We start from the raw sequence: 21,535 nt of genomic DNA, 5'->3' as shown, positions 1-21,535 counted from the left end.
CGGGAGGGAGGCAGGGTGGCGGGGCCAGCGCGTCAGGCAGGCACGGGACAGGCCAATATCGGGCGCGCCGTCGGCCTCGTCGCACTCGGCGGCCTTGCGTTCGGATTTCTGCTTTTTGTCGCGGGATATGTCTGGTTCGCGCTCTCGCTGGCGCGCAACGAGCCGCGCCTGACGGTCAGGGCGGAGGGGATCGTCGTCTTCACCGGAGGGTCCGACCGCGTGCAGGAGGCGGCCGAGCTTCTGGCGCGCGGCCAGGCGAACCGCATGCTCATCACCGGCGTCAATCGGGCGACCCGCAGCTCGGTTCTGGCGAGATTGCTGCCCGTCTCACACAGGCTGTTCGATTGCTGCGTCGATCTTGGCTATCAGGCGCAAGACACGATCGGCAACGCTCGGGAAACGCGCGAGTGGGCGCAGACGCGCAATATCTCCCATTCGCTCATCGTCGTGACCTCGAATTACCATATGCCGCGCGCCCTCGCCGAGCTCTCGGCCGCGCTGCCGGAGGTGACGCTGCACCCCTTCCCGGTTGTGAGCGATCATGTAAACGTCGCCGGCTGGGCGAGCGACGTTGGCGTCATCAGGCTCGTGGGCGGCGAATATCTCAAATATCTCGGCGCCCTCGCGCGCATCACCCTGCGCCAGAACGAGACCGGCCCCGATATGACCGCGCTGCGAGGGGAGCCGGCGTCGCCGTAGGACCGCGAGCCTTCAGGCTCGCTCAGACTGTTTGACAAAGTGGCGATGACGCCCCTCGTGCTTCGAGACGGCTGCTGCGCAGCCTCCTCAGCATGAGGGACTTCTGCTTCTAGGCCAAACACTTAGGCCTCATCCTGAGGAGCGAGCGAAGCTCGCGTCTCGAAGGACGAGGCCGCCTCGGAGGTTTGCCAACAAACGGCGCGCGCCTTCAGGCTCGCTGGTAGAATGCGCGCCTGAAGGCGCGCGGTCCATTTTCCGGCGGCTTGTTAAGCCGGGCGCCGCTGGCGTAAAAGGCGCGGGTCTGCCGCAAGGAAGCGCCGCCCCATGATCTATCTGCGTTCGCTGGTCTTCCAGATTCTCTTCTTCCTGGCCATGGTCGCGCTGATGCTGATCTGGCTGCCGGGCCTTTTCATGGGCCGGCAGGTCTCGCAGGAGCTCGGACGCACTTGGGGCCGCGTGTCTTTGTGGCTGCTCGACAAGATTTGCGGCACGAAGGTCGAGTTCCGCGGGCTCGAAAACAAGCCCAAAGGCGCGGTGATCGTCGCCTCGAAGCATCAGTCGATCTGGGACACTTTCGTCCTGCCGACCCAATTCCCGGACTTCAGCTACATCCTCAAACATGAACTGGTCTGGCTGCCTTTCTTCGGCTGGTATCTGCTCGCCGCGGAGCAGATCGCCATCGACCGCGCCAAGGGCGGCAAGCTGCTGCCGCAGCTCATCGAGAAGTCGAAGACGCTCTTTGCACAGGGACGCCAGCTCTTCATCTTTCCGGAAGGCACGCGCCGCCCGGCTGGCGCGCCGCCAGCCTATAAGATCGGCGTCGCCCATCTCTACGCCGCCGCCAATGTGCCGGTGCTGCCCGTGGCGCTCAACGCCGGCCTGTTCTGGCCCCGGCGCTCATTCCTGATCTATCCGGGCACGGTGGTGATCGAATTCCTGCCGCCCATCCCGCCGGGTCTGCCGACGCGCGAATTCTTCGAGAAGCTGCAAAACGACATCGAGACGGCTTCCGACCGGCTGATTGCCGAGGCCGTCGCCGCCGATCCGAGCCTCGCGCCCCGCGTCGCGGAGAACCGGGCGAAGGCAATCGCCAAGGATAAAGCTCGGGCGGAGAAAAAGGCGGCCGGACGCGGCCGAAGCTCCGCGACGGGCGAGGCGTAAGCGGACACGCAGCCCTGTGACGAATGGCCCTGTCCCAGCGGCGGGACGCCTCCTAGATAAAGGGGCGTCGCGAAGAGCGTCGTCTCTCAGGGAGGCATTTGATCATGGGCTTATTGGATTTTCTTACCGGCAAGAGCAAAGCAGCCCCCGCTCCCGCGGGCGCGACGGAAACCTCGGCCGCGTCGGCCGAGGCGTTGACGAAGGAATTGGAAGCCCACGGCTTCGACGTATCTGGCGTCGACATCGAGGTTGACGGCGGCAAAGTGACGCTGAACGGCGCGGTGGATTCACGCGCCACGCTCGAGAAGATCGTCCTGGCGGTCGGCAACACCAAGGGCGTGGCGCAGGTCGAGAACAATCTCATCGCGCCCGACGCCGACCCGGAAGCCCCCTCGGGTCTTTATGTTGTGAAGCAAGGCGATACGCTCTGGAAGATCGCCGCGGAGAATTATGGCGACGGGGCGCGTTACAAAGAGATTTTCGAGGCCAACAAGCCGATGCTGAAGGACCCCGACAAGATCTATCCTGGCCAGCGCCTGCGCATACCCGGCGTGAGCGGGCCAAGCGCCGCGAGCGCAATCGTCTGGGCGCCGCCGGCGGAGATCGCCGGGAAGAAAGCCTGACGCGCTCTCCTCGGCAGTCCGCCGGAGCGATCGCTCGCTCCGGCGTTTTTAGAATTTACGCCTTCGTCGCCTCGAAGGCCGGCGCGCACGCCGAGAAATCCGCAAGCCAGGCGACGAGCTTGGGATATTTCGCCCGCCATGCGCCTTCGAAGCGCAGATCGAGATAACCGAGCGCGCAGGCGACCGCGATCTGACCGATCGTGATGTCGCCGACCGGCGGCGTCGCTTCGAGCGCCGCAAGCGCGCGGTCGATTTTGCCCTGCTGCAGGTCGATCGCCTCCTGATCGCGCAGCTCGGGGCGGCGCATGGCGGTTTCGTAGCGCATCAGCAGCGCGGCGTCGTTGATCCCGTCTCCGAGCGCCTGCAGGCGCAGCGCCTCGAAGCGCCGCGCGGGATCGCTAGGGAAAAGCTTTCCGCCGCCGAGATGGTCGAGATATTCGGCAATCACGCGGCTGTCGTAGAGCGCCGTTCCGTCGGCCAGAATAAGCGTCGGAATTTTGCCCAGTGGATTTTGGCTGCGCAACGTGTCGTCCGGATCGGTCGTGCTGGCAGGCACGACGTCGATCTGCGCGGTAAGTCCAACCAGATCGGCGACAATGCGGATTTTGCGCGCATAGGGCGAGGCGGGGGAATAACGAAGGATCATCATTTGCGGACCACCGCCGTTTTGCTGAACGTCGGCGCGTTCCTTATCCCGACCGCGCGCCCCTGCGCAAGGAAGTCAGGGATGGCCCTCCCCGGCTACTTTTAGCTCGGTAAGCTTTTCCGCTTTGGCGCCGTCGTCCGGTTGGAGGGAAGGCAATGTGCGCTCCAGGCTGAGAAGGGCGTCGCGTTTTTGCCGTGGGAGGCGCGAATCGGCCAAGGCGACAAAATCCTCATCGCTGTGCGGGCAGCCGATGCGGCCTCGGAATATCAAAATCCCCGTTGGCGTCACGACGCTATCGCCCGCCCGCAAGGTTGCGTCGTGCAAGCGCAGAAGGGATTTATCCGCAGCGGCGGGCTGAAGCGGCTCCGCCCCGCAAAATAAGGGTTTTGACAGCCTGGCTCCCGTCGAATCAGAGCCTTCGGCGGTTTCCATCGCGTGAGCGCGCTCTCGCGCATTCTTTTTTGGAGAATTGTCGAAGCGCAAAGTGAAAGAATGACGTCGCGTGGCGCTGTGCTGGACGCGCGCTTGCGGCCGCGGCGCGCCGCGCGCCTCATCGGCGCCGCCCAGGCCGAAAAGCTCTTCAAAGAATCCGGCGTTAGCTGGAGTGGCGAGACTCGCGAAGAAGAGTGCGCGCATAAAAAAACGGGCGATCTTTTCGACTGGGCCACGCTTGTGAATGCTCATGGAATACATACGAAATGCCTCCACAATAATGCATCCGAGTATAACGATGACAGGTCGCGCTAATGACGGATTGACCCGTTCGCGAGAGACACACTCTCGCAACGACAGGTAAACAATCGAGATGAGAATTCGTTTCATCTTATGTATTGGGCGCGACATCTTGTCCCGCGATGAGGCTCCCTCGTTCCGGCGAATGATTCACCTCAGCCCTCAAATCGCGGTTCGTTGTCATTCCCGACGCTCGCGCAGCGAGCGATCGGGAATCCAGAGCGAAACCAGCGCTCTTGCGGCTCTGGATTCCGATCGGGCTTTCAGCCCGCCGGGAATGACCCTCCCCCAATGCGAGCTTTCAACCGGAAATGGCGTTACTCCCCCGTCAAGCGATCGATCTCGAAGCCCGCGCCTTCGGCCTGGGCCAGTTTCGGCGCAAGGAAAGCGAGAATTTTCCGCGCCTCCTCTTCGAAAACGAAAGGCGGATTGACGACAACCAATCCCGTCCGCCGCAGACCTTCGCCCCCGCGCGCAACCGCGAGCGACAGGCGTAGCGCGCGCTTCACGCCCTCGCGCGCAAAGCGATCCAGAAATGCACGCTCGGCAATGGCGTCCTTCGACGGATGCCAGAGCGCGTAAACGCCGTTCGGCCACTTGCGATAGGCGCGCAGAAAGGCTGAGAACATCGCGTCGAATTCATCGGTCCGCTCGAAAGGCGGATCGATCAGCACAAGGCCCCGCTTCTCCTTGGGCGGCACATAGGCGCTGAGCCCGGTGTAGCCATCGATATGGATCGTCTTCACCCGTGCGTCGCGTCCGAAGCGATAGCGCAGCGCTTCGAAAGCGTCGGGGCGCAACTCGCAAAAAATGGCGCGGTCCTGCTCGCGCATCATCCGCGCGGCGATGAGCGGCGAGCCGGGATAGAGCCCCGGCCGCCCCTCGGCGTTGAAGACGCCGACGCAATCGAGATAGGGCGCGAGAAGCGCGCGCGTCTCTTCGTCCGCGCCGGAGAGATCGGCAAGGCGCCCGATTCCGCCGCGCCACTCCAGCGTGCGCTCGGCCGCGTCGGCGGAAAGGTCATAGGCGCCCTCCCCCGCATGGGTGTCGATGACGCGGAAGGGCGCGTCCTTGCGCAAGAGATAGGCGAGCAGGCGCGCGAGCAGCGCATGCTTGAAGACGTCGGCGAAGTTGCCGGCGTGAAAACCGTGGCGATAGTTCATGCCGTTCTATCGGCCGGTTGCCGCCGAGCCGCAAGCGCCGCCGCGGGCGCGCGCGTCAATCCACGCGCGCGTCATGTCTGCCCTGGATTCCCGCTTTCGCGGGAATGCCATTCACAAAGGCGCCGGCACCGAAATCTCTCGCTGGCGGCAGCCGTGCTGCACGACCTCGGGACAGGCGCGGAACTCGCGCAGATCCTTCGACAAGCAGATGCGCACTTCCTCGAAGACATTGCGACGGCAGGAGACCGCCATCATGCCCGGCCGCAGCCGCGGATTGGCGTCGTAAAAGGCGCGCTCGACGTCGATGGGCGTGAAGGTCTGGTCTCCCTTGGGCCTCACGAAAGCCGCGGGGATCGTCACCGCCTCGCGCGCGCGGGCCACGTCGCCGAAATAGTCGCTCGGGCTTTTGCCGCTGCAGGTTCCGTGCTTGCGCCATTCGTAGCGCGCAAGGCGCTCGTCGGGGAAGAGCCCGTCGGCGCGCTGCAGAGCGATGCGAGAGGGCGTGCGCGGACCGTCGCAGTCGCTGGGGAAGCCGTGCTCATATTGCGGCCACAGCCCATGCACGACGAAGCCCAGCCCCTTCCCCGGCTCGCATTGATCATGCGAGCCGCCGACGCTGTCGCAAAAGCCGGGAGACCAGCTCAAGGCGAGCACATAGAAATCAAAATCCTTGGAGGGCGCGCCGCCCCGGAAGCCGGCGTCGCGCTTCGCTTCAGGCGTAGGCGCGGGCGTTGTGTCTTGCGGCTTCGGCGGAAGCCGATCGGCGCAATGGTCAAGGATACAATCGTCGTCCTTGGCGCTCGCGGGCGCCAGAAAGAGGAAAGCAACGCAAAACGCCGCCGCGCGCGCGGCAGTCAAAAAAATGCTGGTCATCGGAAAACCTCGGAGCCGCTTTGTTGAGCGGTCGGGCTCAAGGTCCGGCCGCGCGGCAATTCGGACTGAAGGCGTGGTTGCGGTCAAGCCCCTCGACGCACCAGGTGACGCCCGAACCAATGCCGATGAAGCCCAGATCCTCGCCGATATTGTAGACGACGCGGCGGCGCTTGCCGTCGTTGAAATAGGCCTCGGCGCGGCAGTAGCGGCGCGGAATATAGCTCAGCCCATCCGTGCGATAGCCAAATTCGGCGGCGCTTTCATAGCCCTCGATCACAAGGCCGGAATTCCAATATTCGGCCTCCCGGCTGCCAAAGCTCGAGGTGATTTCCGTCAGCACCAGTGGGTCCGAGCACAAAGGCAAAATCCCGCTGTAGGGCGGCACTCGGAACTCCGCCGGCTGGTCGTGCTCGCGCGGCGCGGCGAAGGCCGAGGTTGCGCCGAGGAGCCAAAATAACGCCAGGTGACAAACAACGCGGCGAAAAACGGAGCCTGTCATGGGAATCCCCTCGATCGAGTCGGCCGAATTGGGGCGAATGCGCGCCCGCGCGTCAAGCGGCGATTTGCGAAGCTGCGAAAAAGCCCTTTATACTTTCCACATGGTTGACGCACGCAACGCTCGTCCCGTCACGCTGCGCCGCGCCCTGGCGCTCGCTGTGATCGCGCTCGCCGCGCTCCTGGCGAGCCCGGGCGCCTCACTGGCGCAGGACCCCTTTTCCGATTTCTTCGGCGGCCTGTTCGGCTTCAAGCGCGCGCCGGTTCAGCGCCCCGCCGACGAGCCGCGCGTGCGCCGGATCATGCCGCACCAGGAAAACCGGCCGCCGACCTATTGGCGCGGCGGCGAGGCGGCGCGCTCCACGCCGAAACGCGCCGTGAAGCGCAGCGAGCCGTCGCCGGGCGCGGGCGAAGCGGCAAAGCGCGAGACGCCCGAGGTCGCGGCGACTTATTTCGTCGCCGTGATGGGCGATACGCTGGGCATATTGCTCGCTAATGGCCTGGAAGAGACGTTCGCCGACAAGCCCGAGATCGGAATATTGCGCAAGGGCAAGGAAAGCTCGGGCCTCGTGCGCAGCGATTTCTACGACTGGCCGAAGGCGGCGAAAGACATCGCCAACGGGTCGCAGAAGATCGACGTCGCCGTGATGATGATCGGCTCGAATGACAGGCAGTCGCTACGCGAGGGCGCGCAGAGCGACGAGCCCTTCTCTGCGCATTGGCGCGAGACCTACGCAGCCCGCATCGACGCGGTGATGGCGCCGTTCCGGGAAAAGAAAATTCCGGTGGTCTGGGTCGGCCTGCCGATGATGAAGAACGAGAGTTTTTCCGCCGACATGGGAAAGCTCAACGATCTCTTCCGGGTGGAGGTCGCCAAGAACGACGGGATTTACGTCGATCTTTGGGAAGCGCTCGCTGACGAGCGCGGCCGGTTCAACGCCTTCGGCCCCGACATCAACGGGCAGATCGTCAAGCTGCGCACGGCGGACGGCGTGCATTTCACCGAGGCCGGCGCGCTCAGCGTCGCGCATTTCGTCGCCACTGAAATCAAGAAGCTTTACGACGAGCGCAAGCAGCCGGAACTGGAAGCCGCTCCTGACGCGCCGGCGGTAAAAGCGCAGCCGCCCGCCTCGGCGGCCGCCCCCTCGGCCCCGCTCATCTTCCGCTCGCCGGAAAAGCCTCTCTCGAGCGAGGCCCCGGCGCTTCCCGAGCGCCCCGCCATCGGACCTGTCCAGACTTTGACTGGCGCGCCGGCTCCGGCCGGGGCGCCGGAACTGGCGCGACGCGCGCCTGCCTCTGCCCCGGCGCCCGCCGGCGCCGACGCGCAGGCGCTCGCGCGGCATGTGTTCATCGAGGGAGGCGATCAATCGCCGCGTCCCAATCGAGCGGACGATTATTCGTGGAAACCCGCTGCGCCCTGACGCTCGATTGCGCTTTTACGCGATCGAGCGCGATTTCGATTTTTTGAAGGAAATTTTACCCTATCGGCCAATGTGCGCAGGCATATGGAACGCTTTGCCAGGCTCCGGCATTTTCCTGCCCAGATAAGTCTGGGGAGCTATTCAAATGCATCTTTTCGATTTCCGGCCTCTCGCCGCCGCGGCCTTCATGCTGACTGCCGGCGCCTTCTCAACAGGAGCCTCGGCGCAAGACCGTAGTTTCCTGGCGCTTTTCGAAGAACCGAGTCCCACCGCGGCAGGAAATGAGGATGCCTCTTACGGCCGCCAACAGGCCTCCTACGAGCAGCAGGACGACATGCGCGTGCAGCGGGACTATCCCACCGTAACGCGCGAGATGGTCTCCGACCCGACGAAGGAACGCCCCGGCACGATCACCGTCGATACCGAAAACCGTTATCTCTATCTCTCGCTCGCCGATGGACAAGCGGTGCGCTACGGGATCGGCGTGGGCCGTGAAGGATTTACCTGGAAGGGGCGCGTCCGCGTCGGCCGCAAGGAAACCTGGCCTGGCTGGACGCCGCCGAAGGAAATGCTGAAGCGCCGTCCCGATCTGCCGCGCCACATGGCCGGCGGCGAAGAGAACCCCCTCGGCGCGCGCGCCATGTATCTCTACTCGGGCGCCAAGGACACCATGTTCCGCATCCACGGCTCGAACGAGCCTTGGACGATCGGACAGGCAGTCTCCTCCGGTTGCATCCGTATGACCAATGACGACGTCACCGACCTTTTCAGCCGCGTGAAGATCGGGACGAGTGTCGTGGTGCTGTGATACGAGATCCGCTTGATTGGGTCGGCGTCATTCTCGACGCTCGCGCCGTTTGGACACACAGGGGCTCACCGCCGTCATTGCGAGGAGGCGGAGCCGACGAAGCAATCCAGGGCCGCATCGCTGCCCTGGATTGCTTCGCTTCGCTCGCAATGAGGGCTCTGGGCAAAACCAGCGCTTTTGTGGCTCTGGATTCCCGATCGGGCCTTCGGCCCGTCGGGAATGACAAGTCCCCACGCGAGCTATTCAACCGGAAATGGTATGAGTTATTTCTCCTCCGAAACGACAAAAGCCCCGGAAATCCGGGGCTTTTTTTGACTGTCGTCTGGCTGGACGCTTATTCCATATTGCAGTCGAAGACGAAATTGGTCAGCCCCGACAAGGTGATTTGAATGACGACCCAGGCCGCGATCAAAATCCAGGCGATTTTCTTCTGGTCACGCCCGTAGAGAAAGGCGCCCGCCAGCGGCAGGACCAGAAAGAAGAACTGCCACGGCTGGGTGACGAATGTGTCGCAGTACCAAAGGTTCAATTTTTCGCTGACCATTTTTTTCTCACCTTGGCAGATTTGTTTCGCCCATCAAATGCAGGTCGACCGCATGGGCGCATTGGCGCCCCTCGCGAATAGCCCACACCACGAGCGATTGTCCGCGCCGCATGTCCCCGCACGCGAAGACTTTTTCGCGCGATGTCTTATAGGCGCGCGTATCCGCCGCCACATTGCCGCGACCGTCGAGATCGACGCCGCTTTGTTCGAGGAGCCCTTCCTTGATCGGCGAGACGAAGCCCATGGCGAGCAGCACCAGATCGGCCTTGATCGTGAAGGCGCTGTCGGGAATCTCCTGCATCTTGCCGTCGACCCGCACGCAGCGCAGCCCCTCGACCGCGCCGCCCTCGCCGATGAACTCCTTGGTCAGCACGGAGAACTCGCGCGCCGAGCCCTCCTCATGCGAGGAGGAGGTGCGCATCTTCAGCGGCCAGTCCGGCCAGGTCAGGAGCTTGTTTTCCTTTTCCGGCGGCTTGGGCATGATTTCGAGCTGCGTCACCGACAGCGCGCCATGGCGCACCGAGGTGCCGATGCAGTCCGAGCCCGTATCGCCGCCGCCGATGACGACGACATGCTTGCCGGTCGCGAAGATCGGCTCATTGGTCGTGAGCGGCTCGCCGGCGACGCGACGATTCTGCTGGGTCAGGAAATCCATGGCGACATGCACGCCGCGCAGCTCGCGCCCGGGGATCGGCAGCTCGCGCGGCTGCTCGGCGCCGCCGGCGAGAACCACCGCGTCATGGCTGGCGACGAGGTCGCGGACGTTCATGTCGACGCCCACGTTGACGCCGTAATGGAAGACGACGCCCTCGGCCTCCATCTGTGTGACGCGGCGGTCGATGAGATGCTTTTCCATCTTGAAGTCTGGAATGCCGTAGCGCAGCAGACCGCCGGCCTTGGCGTTCTTCTCGTAGAGATGGACGTCATGGCCCGCCCGCGCGAGCTGCTGCGCGGCGGCGAGGCCCGCGGGGCCCGAGCCGACGACGGCGACCCGCCTCCCGGTCTTGCGCTTCGGCGGCTCGGGGACGACCCAGCCCTGCTCGAAGCCGCGGTCGACGATCGCGCATTCGATCGTCTTGATGGTGACGGGCTGGTCCTGGAGATTCAGCGTGCAGGAGGCCTCGCAGGGCGCGGGGCAGATGCGGCCGGTGAACTCGGGGAAGTTATTGGTCGAGTGGAGATTGGCGAGCGCGCGCTTCCACTCGCCGTGATAGACGAGGTCGTTCCAGTCGGGGATCTGGTTATTGACCGGGCAGCCATTGTGGCAGAACGGGATGCCGCAATCCATGCAGCGCGCGGCCTGGCTTTTGGTCGCCTCTTCGGAGAGCGGGATCACGAACTCGTCATAGTGACGAATGCGATCGGCCGCCGGCTTATATTTGCGGTCCTGCCGGTCGATTTCGAGAAAGCCCGTGACCTTGCCCATATCGCATCCCACCTTTCGCATCGGGCTCCGGCTGGTCGAGACCCGCCGGATCAGCTCGAATTCCGCCAGTCCGCCGTCTGTTCAGCCCACTGCGTGATTTCGTGAGGAGTTCTAAACGCTTTCGCTTCGGCCCCGTCAAGCGAGTAAGCCGCGCTAATTTGATGCTATGCAAGACACACGCGGAGATATACATTTTGGAAAGCGTATATCCGGAGAACCCAATGCGCGTCTCACGATGGGGAAATAGCCTTGCCGTGCGCCTGCCCGCCGACCTCGTGCGGGAGAAGGGCCTGAAGGAAGGCGACGAGGTATCGATCACGGTCGAGTCGATGATCGACGAAAAAGCCCGCGCTCGCGCCGAGGCGATCGCTGCTCTCCGGAACCTTCGCGGGATGATCCCGGCCGATTACAGGTTCAAACGCGAAGACGCATATGACGACGAGGAATAGAAGCTTCTTCGATACGAACGTCCTTCTATACGCGGTCGCGACCTCCGGCGCCAAAGCGGATATCTCCGAAGAGTTGATTGCGCTCGGCGGCGTCGTCAGCATTCAGGTTCTGAACGAGTTCGCCGCCGTTTCTCGGCGCAAACACAATGCTTCGTGGCAGAATGTGAAGGCGAGTTTAGAATCGTTTCGAGCGACGCTCGACATCGTTCCCCTTACCCTTGAAACGCACCAGACCGGCGTCGCTCTTGCCGAGCGCTACAATTTTGCAATCTATGACGCCATGATCGTGGCGGCAGCTAAATTAGCGGGCTGCCGGACGCTCTATACGGAGGACCTGCATAATGGGCAGATCCTCGATCAACTAAAAATCGAGAACCCGTTTGTCTGATTTTAGGCGCGGGGGCTAAGCCCCCGCCCTCTTACTCGCCCGCAGCCTTCAACCGCCCAGGCTGCGCCTTCTTGGCCATCTCCGTCAGCGCGCGGCGGTATTCGATCGGCATCACCTTGCGGAACTTGCCGCGATAGTTCTCCCAATCGTCGAGAATCTGCCGCGCGCGGGTCGAGCCCGTGTAGCGCAGGTGCCGCTCGATGAGCTGGCGCAGGCGCTCGGCGTCGAAGCGCGTCATGTCCGACATCACATCGACCTTGCCATGCGTCTCAAGATCGCCGGTCTGATGATAGTTCTCGGTCATGAGCGTCTCTTCGGCGCTCACGGGTTCGAGATCGACCATCGCGAGGTTGCAGCGGCTCGCGAAGCTGCCGTCTTCGTCGAGGACATAGGCGATGCCGCCGGACATGCCCGCTGCGAAGTTGCGTCCCGTCTGGCCGAGCACAACCACGACGCCGCCAGTCATATATTCGCAGCCGTGGTCGCCCGCGCCCTCGACCACCGCGACGGCGCCAGAGTTACGCACAGCAAAGCGCTCGCCCGCGACGCCGCGGAAATAGCACTCGCCCGCGATCGCGCCGTAGAGCACCGTATTGCCGACGATGATCGAGTTCGAGGGATCGATCTTCTTGGCCTCGCGCGACGGATAGACGATCAGCTTGCCGCCCGAGAGGCCCTTGCCGACATAGTCGTTCGCTTCGCCTTCGAGCTGCAGCGTCACGCCGCGCGCGAGGAAGGCGCCGAAGCTCTGCCCGGCCGTGCCGACGGCGCGGATGTTGATCGTATCCTCCGGCAGGCCCGTGTGACCATAGATACGCGCGACCTCGCCCGAGAGCATGGCGCCCGTGGTGCGGTCGACGTTCTTGATCGAGGTCTCGATCGACACTTTCGCGCCGCGGTCGAGCGCCGGCCGCGCCTCCGCGATGAGCTTGTTGTCGAGAACCTTGTCGAGGCCGTGGTCCTGGAATTGCGAATGGCGAATCGCCGCGCCCTCGCCTTCCGGCTTGTAGAAGAGCTTCGAGAAGTCGAGGCCCTGCGCCTTCCAATGAGCGAGAGCCTTGGTCTTGTCGAGCATCTGCATCTGGCCGACGAGCTCGTCGAAGCTGCGGTAGCCCATCTGCGCCATCAGCTCGCGCGCTTCTTCGGCGACAAAGAAGAAGTAGTTGATGACATGCTCCGGCTGGCCGGCGAAGCGCTTGCGCAGCACCGGGTCCTGCGTCGCGACGCCGACGGGGCAAGTGTTGAGATGGCACTTGCGCATCATGATGCAGCCGGCCGCAATGAGCGGCGCCGTCGAGAAGCCGAACTCGTCCGCGCCGAGCAGCGCGCCGATAATGACGTCGCGGCCCGTGCGCAGGCCGCCGTCGACCTGCACGGCGATGCGCGAGCGCAGGCCGTTCAGCACCAGCGTCTGATGCGTTTCGGCGAGGCCGATTTCCCAGGGCGAGCCCGCATGCTTGATGGAGGTGAGCGGCGAAGCGCCCGTGCCGCCATCATAGCCGGAGATCGTCACATGGTCGGCGCGGCCCTTGGAGACGCCCGCCGCAACCGTGCCGACGCCAACCTCGGAGACGAGCTTCACAGAGACGCCGGCCTTCGGGTTCACATTCTTCAGATCGAAGATGAGCTGCGCCAAATCCTCGATCGAGTAGATGTCATGGTGCGGCGGCGGCGAGATGAGGCCGACGCCCGGCGTCGAGTGACGCACCTTGGCGATCACCGCATCGACCTTGTCGCCGGGTAGCTGGCCGCCTTCGCCGGGCTTCGCGCCCTGCGCCATCTTGATCTGGATCATATCGGCGTTGACGAGATATTCCGTCGTCACGCCGAAGCGGCCCGAAGCGACCTGCTTGATCGCCGAACGCATCGTGTCGCCATTCGCGAGCGGCTTGAAGCGATCCGGCTCCTCGCCGCCCTCGCCCGTGTTCGATTTGCCGCCGATGCGGTTCATGGCGATGGCGAGCGTGGTGTGCGCCTCGCGCGAGATCGAGCCGAAGGACATGGCGCCGGTCGCGAATCGCTTCACGATCTCGGAAGCGGGCTCCACCTCATTGAGCGGAACCGGCTTGCGGCCGTCTTCGTCGGCGCTCTTGATGCGGAACAGGCCGCGCAGATTGAGCAGCTTCTCGTCCTGCTCGTTCAACGCCTTGGCGAAGGCGCGATACTGCTCCTGCGCATTGCCGCGCACAGCGTGCTGGAGCAGCGAGATGGTCTGGGGCGTCCAGCTATGCGCTTCGCCGCGCGTGCGGAAGGCGTAATCGCCGCCAACGTCCAGCGCGTCGCGATAGACCGGCGCGTCGCCGAAAGCGAGGCGATGGCGACGCACCGTCTCCTTGGCGATCTCGTCGAGGCCAACGCCCTCGACGCGCGTCGTCGTGCCGGTGAAGAACTCGTCGACGAAGCTCTGCGCAAGGCCCACGGCGTCGAAGATCTGCGCGCCGCAGTAGGACTGATAGGTCGAAATGCCCATCTTGGACATGACCTTCAGCAGGCCCTTGCCGACCGCCTTGATGTAGCGCTTGATCGCCGTATCCGCATCGACGTCGGCCGGGAATTCGCCGGCCGAGGCTTCCAGCGTGTCGAAGGCGAGATAGGGGTTGATCGCCTCGGCGCCGTAACCCGCGAGGCAGGCGAAGTGATGCACTTCGCGCGCTTCGCCGGTCTCGACCACGAGGCCGACCGAGGTGCGCAGGCCCTTGCGGATCAGATGGTGATGCACCGCCGCCGTCGCGAGCAGCGCCGGAATCGGAATGCGATCCGGCCCCGCCATGCGGTCGGAGAGGATGATGATGTTGTAGCGGCCGGAAACAGCTTCTTCCGCGCGCTGGCACAGACGCTGGATGGCGCTGCCCATACCCGCCGCGCCTTTGCTGGAATCATAAGAAATTTCCAGCGTCTTGGTGTCGAAGCTGTCCTCCACCATGCCGATCCAGCGGATCTTTTCCAAATCCTCATTGGTGAGGATCGGCTGGCGCACTTCGAGCCGCTTCTTATTGGCCGAGCCCTCGTGATCGAGAATGTTCGGACGCGGGCCGATGAAGGAGACGAGGCTCATGACCAGCTCTTCGCGGATCGGGTCGATCGGCGGATTGGTCACCTGCGCGAAGTTCTGCTTGAAATAGGTGTAGAGCAGCTTCTCCTTGTCGGAGAGCGGCGACACGGGCGTGTCTGTGCCCATGGAGCCGATGGCCTCCTGACCGGTGACGGCCATGGGGAACATCAGCGTGTAGAGGTCTTCCTCGGTGTAGCCGAAGGCCTGCTGGCGATCGAGCAGCGTGACGTCGGCGCGCGCCGGACGCGCCTCGACGGGCCGCAGCTCCTCGAGTTGAATCTGCGTGCGCGCCAGCCATTCCTTATAGGGATGCGAGAGCGCGAGCTCTTTCTTGATCTCGTCGTCGGAGATGATGCGGCCCTGCTCCAGATCGACGAGCAGCATCTTGCCCGGCTGCAGGCGCCATTTGGTGACGATCTTCTCTTCCGGAATCGGCAGCACGCCCATTTCGGAGGCCATCACCACGAGGCCGTCGTCGGTCACGAGATAGCGCGCCGGACGCAGGCCGTTGCGGTCGAGCGTCGCGCCGATCTGGCGACCATCGGTGAAGGCCATGGCGGCTGGGCCGTCCCACGGCTCCATGAGCGACGCATGGTGCTCGTAGAAGGCGCGGCGGTCGTCGTCCATCAGCGGATTGCCGGCCCAGGCCTCGGGGATCAGCATCATCACCGCATGCGCCAGCGAATAGCCGCCGCGCACCAGGAATTCGAGCGCGTTGTCGAAGCAGGCGGTGTCGGACTGGCCCTCATAGGAGATCGGCCAGAGCTTGGTGATGTTGTCGCCGAAGAGCGGCGAGGACACCGACGCCTGACGCGCCGCCATCCAGTTGAGGTTGCCGCGCAGCGTGTTGATCTCGCCGTTATGCGCGACGAAGCGGTAAGGATGCGCGAGGCGCCAGGACGGGAAAGTGTTGGTCGCGAAGCGCTGATGCACCAGAGCGATCGCCGAGACGAAACGCGGGTCCTTGAGGTCGCGGAAATATTCGCCGAGCTGCGAGACCAGCACCATGCCCTTATAGACGATGGTGCGCGTCGAGACCGAGACCGAATAGAATTCGCGGCCGTTCTCGAGCTTGTAAATCTCGTTGGAAGACGACTTGCGCGCGAGATAGACGCGCCGCTCGAAATCCGCTTCGTCCTTCACATCGGGACCGCGGCCAACAAAGAGCTGCATGTGGTGCGGCTCGACGGCCTTCACCGCCTCGCCGAGGTCGCTCGAATCGACCGGCAGATCGCGCCAGCCGAGCACGACGACGCCCTCGTCCTTCATCTGCGCGTCGAGAATCTCGCGCGCCTTGGCGCGCACTTCCGGATCGCGCGGCATGAAGAACTGGCCGATGGCATATTCGCCCGCGCCCGGAAGCTGAAAGCCGAGCTTGGCGCATTCGGCCTTGAAGAACTCGTGCGGGATTTGGACGAGAATGCCGCAGCCGTCGCCGAGCTTCGGATCGGCGCCCACCGCGCCGCGATGGTCGAGGTTGAGCAGGATCTGCAGGCCCATCTCGACGATGGCGTGCGACCGCTCATTGTGCATATTGGCGACGAAGCCGACGCCGCAAGCATCGTGCTCTTTCGACGGATCGTAGAGCCCCTGCGCGGCCGGCAGGGCCGGATCGCGCCCGATGGCGATCTCTTGGCCCAGGGCCTCTTGCACGGCGTTATCAACGACCTTCGTCATGGCGGCGTCTCCTCGACGCGGCGCGGCGTGTTTCTGCGGCCGGCGCCTCGTCACATTCGTTTTCCAAAAACTGCATAGAGCAAGTTCGCGGTGGATTGAAGCGCGCTTGCGCCCCCTCCAGCGCCTGCTTGCGCGCGCATTCTTGCGCCTTCCCTTCGGCCAGGCCGCCGCGCCTCAGGCAAGAGGCGCGCCAAACCGTCTCGATCGTCGGTCGTTCGGCCCGCGCCGCCGGCTCTGACCGCGGCGCGATGGAAAATGGCGACTATCGAAGGGCGACGGCGCCGAAAGGTCAGCAGCACTGACATATCGACGCCCATGATTTTTGCCAGATTTATGCTCCGGTGACAAGCAACCGCCTCCCGCGAGCGCCGTTCTTACCGGCAATTAATGTTGCGCGTCCAAGGCTCGCCGCAATCCCGGAGAAGATGGTAAGCGTGAGGGGGCGACGGTTTAAGGAAAAGTGTGCATGTCTTCTACCCGGCCGAAATGGGGAACCCCTCTTGCCCTCGGGCTCGCGCTGGCCTGCGGGTTCGGCGCCGACGCCGCGACGGCGCAGTTCTTCTTCCGCCCTTTCGCCTATAGCTGGAGCTATCAGCCGCCGCCTGACGACGAGGATTTCGGCGAACCGCGCTTCGCCTCGCGCGGCGCCGTGGCGCGCATCCTCGCCCGCGAGGGTTTCCAGCTCGTAGGGCCACTTGGCCGGCGCGGCGATCAGATCGTCGCCACGGGCGTAAGCCGCCGCGAAGGCGAGACGCGCTTTTTCATCGATCCTTACGAGGGCGCGATCCTCCACGCCATGCGGATTGGCCCGCCGCCGGCCGCCGAGCGTCCTCGCCCGGACGATAACGGATTCGTTCCGCAGCTTGGGGGCTCCCACCCGGTCGTCAAGGAGATCGGCAAAAACCGAGCGCCGCTCGACGAAGGGCGCGGGAATGGGCGCATTATGCGCCTGCCGCAGCCCGCCCCGGAGGCGCCCGCCGCCCAACAGACGCAGCGGCCCGCCAGCGGCGCGGCGCGTCCCACACCCACACCGCCGGCAGTCGCACTACCGACTCCGACCGCCAAACCCGCCGAAACGCAAAAGCCGATCGAATGGGCGAAGCCGGCCGAGATTGCGAAGCCCGCCGAACCGGCCAAGCCAACGGAACCGCCCAAGGGGCCAGAAGCCGCCAAGGAGGCCCCTAAGCCGGCGGAGGCGCAAAAACCGGCTGCGGCCACGCCGCCTGAGGCGGCTCCTGCCCCAGCAAAACCGGCTCCGGCGCAAAAGCCGGTCGAAACCAAGGCGGAGGCCGTCAAGCCGCCGCAGCCGGGGCCGCTCGCCGACCCCGCCAAATCTCCGACCGCAGCGGCAAAGGCGCCGGCGCCGCGCGCTGTCGCCGCGCGCTCGACCGCCGCCTCGCATCGCGCCATCGTCCCGCCGAAGGCGACCGAAGGCGCCGCCGCCGTCACCCCATCGGCGCCGACGACCGCCACGGCTCATGCGGCGCCCAGCGCCAAGACGCCACAGAAAACGCCGTAAGAGTATCGCGCCCCGGCAAAATAAAAGAGGCGCCCGAGCGGGCGCCTCTGCAGGACCGATCGACGAACGGCCTTACGCGGCCTTGGACTCGACAACCTTGGCGGTCGGAGCGCTGCCGCCGATCTCGATGCGACGCGGTTTCTGCGTCTCGGGGATTTCCCGCACCAGGTCGACATGCAGCAGGCCGTTGACCAGGCTCGCGCCCGTCACGACCACATGGTCGGCGAGCTGGAACCGTCGCTCGAAGGCGCGGGCGGCGATCCCTTGATGCAGCATCTCACGACCCTGGGCGGGCGGAGTCTGATCCTTGGAGCCTTTGATCGACAGCGTATTTTCCTTGGTCTCGATCGTCAGCTCCTCGCGGGAGAAGCCGGCAACCGCCAGCGTGACGCGGTAGGCGTTCTCGCCGGTGCGCTCGATATTATAAGGCGGATAGGTCGACGCGCCGTCGACGCCGCCGCCCTGGTCGAGAAGATTGAAGAGACGATCGAAGCCCACGGTCTGGCGATAGAGGGGCGAAAGATCGAAGTGACGCATGACATATCCTCCGTATGAAGCGACATGCGGCGCGCTGCGTATCGCGCCGCGCCTATTCGCGCGTCCAGTGCGGCCCGCGCTGAATTCGATTTGGGAAGCGGCTCGAGGGAGTTCAAGGGCCGGCTTTTTGTTGCTGGCCGAAAATAGGGTTGCCGAAAAGACACAGTTGAAGCAAATACGACTCTTATATGACCTAAGTCGCTAGCTAAGCCACGAACGCCTTAGCATAAATCCGCGACATGCGGATTCGAGGCCACATTTCCCGCGCGAATAGGAGCGGCGTCGTCATTGCCGGCTGGGCGCGTCACGCGCTCGCGCTGGCGATGACGCTGTTCCTTGTCGTGCAGGCTGGCTCCCCGCAGTGGATGCGCGGCGGCTCCGGGCACGGCTCGGCAATGGCCGCTGCGGAGTGCCAGCGTCCCGGCGTCGCGCTGGGCGCGGGCGCGCCGCATCTGCCGGGGACAAGCGCTGACCATGATTGCAGCGCGTGTCTGGCCTGCGTCTTTTCAGCGATCGACGCGCGCCCGTCCGCTCAAGTCGCGCCCGCCATTACGAGCCGGCTCGTCTTCTTCTTGCCCAGCGGCGTTGCGACGCCTCACGCGCGGCGGCGTGCAGCCCATCCCGCGCGCGCGCCGCCGCTTTTCTCCTGACGGAACCAGCCAACGCGAATCCAGTCTAACCGCCGTCATCCGGCGGATCAGGAGAAATTTGTCCCATGTCACGTCTTGTCTTGGCGCGCGGCGCATCCGCCGGCGCGATCGCTCTTGCCTGGTTCGGCTACGCCCAAGCGCAAACGCCCCTACCCGCAATTACGGTGGGCGCGGCCAGCCGCGGCGCCGCCGCCGCCGCGCCGCGGCCCAACACGGTTGTCGCCCAGCCCGACAAGCTGCAGGACGCGACCGTGATCGGTCCGCGCGAGATCGCCAATGAGCTGCCGGCCGCCGCCGACACAGTGCAGCTCCTCCAAAATGCGCCGGGCGTGAATTGGTACGAAGCGGGCGGCGTCTCCCGATTGCCGGTCATTCACGGCATGGCCGACGATCGGCTGAAGATCCTCGTTGGCGGCGTCGAGGCGACCTCGGCCTGCGCCAACCATATGAATCCGCCGCTCTCTTATATCGATCCGAATAACGTCCAGAATATTGAAGTGCACTCCGGCGTCATGCCGGTGAGCAAAGGCGGCGATTCGATCGGCGGCTCCATTCTCGTGACGCCGCGGCAGCCGGCCTTCGCGCCAAGCGCCGCCGCCGCCCCGGGGGTCGTGGAACCCACGGGCCCGTTCCTGCTCGGCTCGCCCTATCCGCCCTTTTTGCCTTTCCGCGGCCAGGGCCTGCGCTTTGGCGCCCAGAACGAAATCCTCGCCACGGGCGCCATCTCGGCCTTCTTCCGCACCAACAACAATGGCATCACCGTCTCGGGCACGGCGAATGTCGCCAATGAGCATTGGAGCGTGCTCTACAACGGCGCCTGGTCGCGCGCGACGGATTATCATCAGGGCGGCGACGGCAGGAAGGTGCTGTCGACCAACTTCATCTCCGAGCAGCATTCGGTCACGGCGGCCTATCAGAACAACGGGCACCTGTTCTCGCTGCGCGGCGCCATCGAGAACATTCCCTATCAGGGCTTCCCCAATCAGCGCATGGATATGACCGGCAACCGCGCCTATACCGCGGACGCCAAATATCAGGGCGCATATGATTGGGGCGCGGTCGACGCGCGCGCCTTCTATCACTATGTCGCGCATACGATGGGCTTCCTGCAGGACAAGCAGCCGTCGAACATGCCGATGAACACGATCGGCAAGGATTTCGGCTATTCGATCAAGACGGAAATCCCCTTCACGCAGCTTTCCGGCCGCGACCTTCTGCGGCTCGGCAGCGAATATCACGGCTTCCGGCTGAACGATTGGTGGGAGCCCATCTACCGCTCGATGATGATGGGCCCCCTCACCTTCTGGAACATCAACAACGGCGATCGCAACCGCGTCGGTCATTTCGCCGAATGGGAAGCCAATTGGACGCCGCAATGGTCGACCTTGCTCGGCGTGCGAAACGACGTCGTGTGGATGGATACGGGCAATGTCTCGCCCTACGATCCGCGCGCGCGCATTCCGATGGGCATGATGATGGGCATGCCCATGTATATGAATAACCCGGACGCCATCACGGCCGGCATTTTCAACAGCCGCAACCGTTCGCGCACCGACGTGAACTTCGACATGGTGGCGAAGGCCCGTTACCAGCGCGACGAAACGAGCGCCTATGAGGTGGGCTATTCGCGCAAGACCCGCTCACCCAGCCTCTATGAGCGTTACGCCTGGCCGGTGGCGATGGGGACCACGATGAACAATTGGTTCGGCGACCTCAACGGCTACACCGGCAATATGGACCTCAAGCCCGAGGTCGCCCACACGTTCGGCGTCACCGCCGAATGGAAGGACCCGAGAGGCAATTGGGAAGCGCGCGCCAATCCCTATTACACCTATATCGAAAACTTCATCACCGCCGAGCGCTACGGCAACACGACCGGCCCTGCGGGCCTCGTCTTTCCTGTGCTGCAGTTCCGCAATCACAAGGCCCAGATTTATGGTTTCGACATCTCGGGCCGCGTGAAATTGTGGGAGACGCCGGAATACGGGCAGTTCTTCGCGTCCGGAAACATCAACTACGTCTTCGGCCGTGACTTCGAAATGCCGGATTACACGGCCTGCGGCCTCTCGGGCTTCAATTGCTATATGCTGGCGAAGAATGCGCGCAAGGGCGATGGCCTTTATCACATCATGCCGCTCAACGCGCGCGGCGCCATCGAGCATCGCCTGGGCGGTTGGTCGAATGTGGTGGAGCTGCAACTCGTCGACAGCAAGACGCATATCTCCGTTGCGCGCAATGAGCTGAAGACCGGCGGCTACGCCTTGCTCAATCTGCGCACGGCCTATGAGTGGGGCAATGTGCGTTTCGACCTCGGGTTAGAGAATGTCTTCGACCAGAAATATTTCTCGCCGCTCGGGGGAAGCTATTTCACTTTGGCCAAGGTCACGAACAACGCGGCTAATTACGGGCCTGTCCCGGGCATGGGCCGTAATTTCGTGGCCGGGATGACGGTGAAGTTCTGAGAACGGGGGCGGCGCGAAAGCGCCGCCCCAATTTTTTGGCGCTGTTACGCCGCATATCGAGAGACGAAGTCCTCACATCTCTCCGGGGTTTGACGCAGATGCAGAAGCCCCTCATTCTGTGGCTGCTGCGACGCAAAAGCGTTGCTCAGTTCGTTGACAAACCTCCGAGGCGGCCTCGTCCTTCGAGACGCGAGCGTCGCTCGCTCCTCA

19 protein-coding genes are annotated in these 21,535 nt (G+C 64.1%); 10 read left to right on the top strand and 9 right to left on the bottom strand.

Translation table 11 applies throughout. The features are described from left to right. Nucleotides 1-15: 15 nt before the first annotated feature. The 3 genes from QMG84_RS09380 (at nt 16) to lysM (ending at nt 2,483) form a co-directional block, all read left to right on the top strand. Nucleotides 16-699, top strand: coding sequence for a YdcF family protein (locus tag QMG84_RS09380; protein WP_281927462.1), 684 nt, complete (start codon nt 16-18; stop codon nt 697-699). 324 nt (nt 700-1,023) lie between these two features. Further along, the gene (locus QMG84_RS09375) at nt 1,024-1,860 is read left to right on the top strand and encodes a lysophospholipid acyltransferase family protein (RefSeq protein ID WP_281927460.1); all 837 of its coding nucleotides are present in this window, start codon (nt 1,024-1,026) and stop codon (nt 1,858-1,860) included. A 104-nt stretch (nt 1,861-1,964) separates the two neighbouring features. After that, entirely contained in the window at nt 1,965-2,483 is a 519-nt protein-coding gene (gene lysM / locus QMG84_RS09370) for a peptidoglycan-binding protein LysM (RefSeq protein ID WP_281927459.1), read from the top strand. Between the two features lie 55 nt (nt 2,484-2,538). Here the strand turns inward: lysM and QMG84_RS09365 are convergent, their stop codons facing one another. The 5 genes from QMG84_RS09365 to QMG84_RS09345 form a co-directional block, all read right to left on the bottom strand. Next, the gene (locus tag QMG84_RS09365) at nt 2,539-3,132 is read right to left on the bottom strand and encodes a glutathione S-transferase (RefSeq protein ID WP_281927457.1); all 594 of its coding nucleotides are present in this window, start codon (nt 3,130-3,132) and stop codon (nt 2,539-2,541) included. 72 nt (nt 3,133-3,204) lie between these two features. Continuing rightward, the gene (locus QMG84_RS09360; protein ID WP_281927456.1) at nt 3,205-3,951 is read right to left on the bottom strand and encodes a hypothetical protein; all 747 of its coding nucleotides are present in this window, start codon (nt 3,949-3,951) and stop codon (nt 3,205-3,207) included. A 227-nt stretch (nt 3,952-4,178) separates the two neighbouring features. After that, complete coding sequence (locus tag QMG84_RS09355; protein ID WP_281927455.1) at nt 4,179-5,024, bottom strand: 23S rRNA (adenine(2030)-N(6))-methyltransferase RlmJ; 846 nt, start codon at nt 5,022-5,024, stop codon at nt 4,179-4,181. A gap of 111 nt (nt 5,025-5,135) precedes the next feature. Continuing rightward, entirely contained in the window at nt 5,136-5,897 is a 762-nt protein-coding gene (locus QMG84_RS09350) for a ribonuclease T2 family protein (protein WP_281927453.1), read from the bottom strand. A gap of 37 nt (nt 5,898-5,934) precedes the next feature. Then, a complete protein-coding gene (locus tag QMG84_RS09345) occupies nt 5,935-6,396 on the bottom strand; it encodes a hypothetical protein (protein ID WP_281927451.1) in 462 nt (153 codons plus the stop codon). Here QMG84_RS09345 and QMG84_RS09340 point away from each other — a divergent pair. Then, on the top strand, nt 6,395-7,813 hold the full coding sequence (locus QMG84_RS09340) for an SGNH/GDSL hydrolase family protein (protein ID WP_281927450.1): 1,419 nt from the start codon (nt 6,395-6,397) through the stop codon (nt 7,811-7,813). The two genes, QMG84_RS09345 and QMG84_RS09340, sit on opposite strands and share 2 nt — an antisense overlap. A gap of 145 nt (nt 7,814-7,958) precedes the next feature. Then, nucleotides 7,959-8,621, top strand: a complete 663-nt coding sequence (locus tag QMG84_RS09335; RefSeq protein WP_281927449.1) for a L,D-transpeptidase — start codon at nt 7,959-7,961, stop codon at nt 8,619-8,621. Nucleotides 8,622-8,955: 334 nt separating this feature from the next. Here the strand turns inward: QMG84_RS09335 and QMG84_RS09330 are convergent, their stop codons facing one another. Beyond that, nucleotides 8,956-9,165: a hypothetical protein gene (locus QMG84_RS09330; RefSeq protein ID WP_202071595.1), complete on the bottom strand. Its 210-nt coding sequence runs from the start codon at nt 9,163-9,165 to the stop codon at nt 8,956-8,958. A 7-nt stretch (nt 9,166-9,172) separates the two neighbouring features. Beyond that, the gene (locus tag QMG84_RS09325; RefSeq protein WP_281927447.1) at nt 9,173-10,591 is read right to left on the bottom strand and encodes a glutamate synthase subunit beta; all 1,419 of its coding nucleotides are present in this window, start codon (nt 10,589-10,591) and stop codon (nt 9,173-9,175) included. Between the two features lie 221 nt (nt 10,592-10,812). On the opposite strand from QMG84_RS09325, the gene QMG84_RS09320 reads away from it, so the two are divergent. Then, nucleotides 10,813-11,040 (top strand): AbrB/MazE/SpoVT family DNA-binding domain-containing protein, encoded by a 228-nt coding sequence (locus tag QMG84_RS09320; protein ID WP_281927445.1) that lies wholly within the window; start codon nt 10,813-10,815, stop codon nt 11,038-11,040. Further along, nucleotides 11,024-11,428 (top strand): PIN domain-containing protein, encoded by a 405-nt coding sequence (locus tag QMG84_RS09315; protein ID WP_281927444.1) that lies wholly within the window; start codon nt 11,024-11,026, stop codon nt 11,426-11,428. The genes QMG84_RS09320 and QMG84_RS09315 overlap by 17 nt, the downstream gene beginning before the upstream one ends. A gap of 31 nt (nt 11,429-11,459) precedes the next feature. Here QMG84_RS09315 and gltB read toward each other — a convergent pair whose 3' ends face one another. Further along, the gene (gene gltB / locus QMG84_RS09310) at nt 11,460-16,157 is read right to left on the bottom strand and encodes a glutamate synthase large subunit (RefSeq protein WP_281927442.1); all 4,698 of its coding nucleotides are present in this window, start codon (nt 16,155-16,157) and stop codon (nt 11,460-11,462) included. 466 nt (nt 16,158-16,623) lie between these two features. On the opposite strand from gltB, the gene QMG84_RS09305 reads away from it, so the two are divergent. Beyond that, complete coding sequence (locus QMG84_RS09305) at nt 16,624-17,676, top strand: hypothetical protein (RefSeq protein ID WP_281927440.1); 1,053 nt, start codon at nt 16,624-16,626, stop codon at nt 17,674-17,676. A 72-nt stretch (nt 17,677-17,748) separates the two neighbouring features. Here QMG84_RS09305 and QMG84_RS09300 read toward each other — a convergent pair whose 3' ends face one another. Then, nucleotides 17,749-18,213: an Hsp20 family protein gene (locus QMG84_RS09300; RefSeq protein WP_202071589.1), complete on the bottom strand. Its 465-nt coding sequence runs from the start codon at nt 18,211-18,213 to the stop codon at nt 17,749-17,751. A 239-nt stretch (nt 18,214-18,452) separates the two neighbouring features. Here QMG84_RS09300 and QMG84_RS09295 point away from each other — a divergent pair, with 239 nt between their 5' ends. Next, nucleotides 18,453-18,863, top strand: a complete 411-nt coding sequence (locus tag QMG84_RS09295) for a hypothetical protein (protein WP_281927437.1) — start codon at nt 18,453-18,455, stop codon at nt 18,861-18,863. A 65-nt stretch (nt 18,864-18,928) separates the two neighbouring features. Further along, nucleotides 18,929-21,325, top strand: coding sequence for a TonB-dependent receptor (locus QMG84_RS09290; RefSeq protein WP_281927436.1), 2,397 nt, complete (start codon nt 18,929-18,931; stop codon nt 21,323-21,325). Nucleotides 21,326-21,535: the final 210 nt, after the last annotated feature.

It is taken from the genome of Methylocystis iwaonis, from assembly GCF_027925385.1.
GTDB lineage: Bacteria > Pseudomonadota > Alphaproteobacteria > Rhizobiales > Beijerinckiaceae > Methylocystis > Methylocystis iwaonis.
The sequence above is the reverse complement of the archived record's forward strand: the minus strand, read 5'-3'. Positions and strand labels throughout refer to the sequence as shown.

Coding starts and splice junctions, on each gene's coding strand:
- QMG84_RS09295 (WP_281927437.1), top strand. CDS start 18,453: ATGCGGATTCGAGGCCACATTTCCCGCGCGAATAGGAGCGGCGTCGTC.
- gltB (WP_281927442.1), bottom strand. CDS start 16,157: ATGACGAAGGTCGTTGATAACGCCGTGCAAGAGGCCCTGGGCCAAGAG.
- QMG84_RS09375 (WP_281927460.1), top strand. CDS start 1,024: ATGATCTATCTGCGTTCGCTGGTCTTCCAGATTCTCTTCTTCCTGGCC.
- QMG84_RS09290 (WP_281927436.1), top strand. CDS start 18,929: ATGTCACGTCTTGTCTTGGCGCGCGGCGCATCCGCCGGCGCGATCGCT.
- QMG84_RS09315 (WP_281927444.1), top strand. CDS start 11,024: ATGACGACGAGGAATAGAAGCTTCTTCGATACGAACGTCCTTCTATAC.
- QMG84_RS09365 (WP_281927457.1), bottom strand. CDS start 3,132: ATGATGATCCTTCGTTATTCCCCCGCCTCGCCCTATGCGCGCAAAATC.
- QMG84_RS09330 (WP_202071595.1), bottom strand. CDS start 9,165: ATGGTCAGCGAAAAATTGAACCTTTGGTACTGCGACACATTCGTCACC.
- QMG84_RS09350 (WP_281927453.1), bottom strand. CDS start 5,897: ATGACCAGCATTTTTTTGACTGCCGCGCGCGCGGCGGCGTTTTGCGTT.
- QMG84_RS09345 (WP_281927451.1), bottom strand. CDS start 6,396: ATGACAGGCTCCGTTTTTCGCCGCGTTGTTTGTCACCTGGCGTTATTT.
- QMG84_RS09335 (WP_281927449.1), top strand. CDS start 7,959: ATGCATCTTTTCGATTTCCGGCCTCTCGCCGCCGCGGCCTTCATGCTG.
- QMG84_RS09320 (WP_281927445.1), top strand. CDS start 10,813: ATGCGCGTCTCACGATGGGGAAATAGCCTTGCCGTGCGCCTGCCCGCC.
- QMG84_RS09300 (WP_202071589.1), bottom strand. CDS start 18,213: ATGCGTCACTTCGATCTTTCGCCCCTCTATCGCCAGACCGTGGGCTTC.
- QMG84_RS09355 (WP_281927455.1), bottom strand. CDS start 5,024: ATGAACTATCGCCACGGTTTTCACGCCGGCAACTTCGCCGACGTCTTC.
- QMG84_RS09360 (WP_281927456.1), bottom strand. CDS start 3,951: ATGAAACGAATTCTCATCTCGATTGTTTACCTGTCGTTGCGAGAGTGT.
- QMG84_RS09305 (WP_281927440.1), top strand. CDS start 16,624: ATGTCTTCTACCCGGCCGAAATGGGGAACCCCTCTTGCCCTCGGGCTC.
- QMG84_RS09340 (WP_281927450.1), top strand. CDS start 6,395: ATGGGAATCCCCTCGATCGAGTCGGCCGAATTGGGGCGAATGCGCGCC.
- QMG84_RS09325 (WP_281927447.1), bottom strand. CDS start 10,591: ATGGGCAAGGTCACGGGCTTTCTCGAAATCGACCGGCAGGACCGCAAA.
- lysM (WP_281927459.1), top strand. CDS start 1,965: ATGGGCTTATTGGATTTTCTTACCGGCAAGAGCAAAGCAGCCCCCGCT.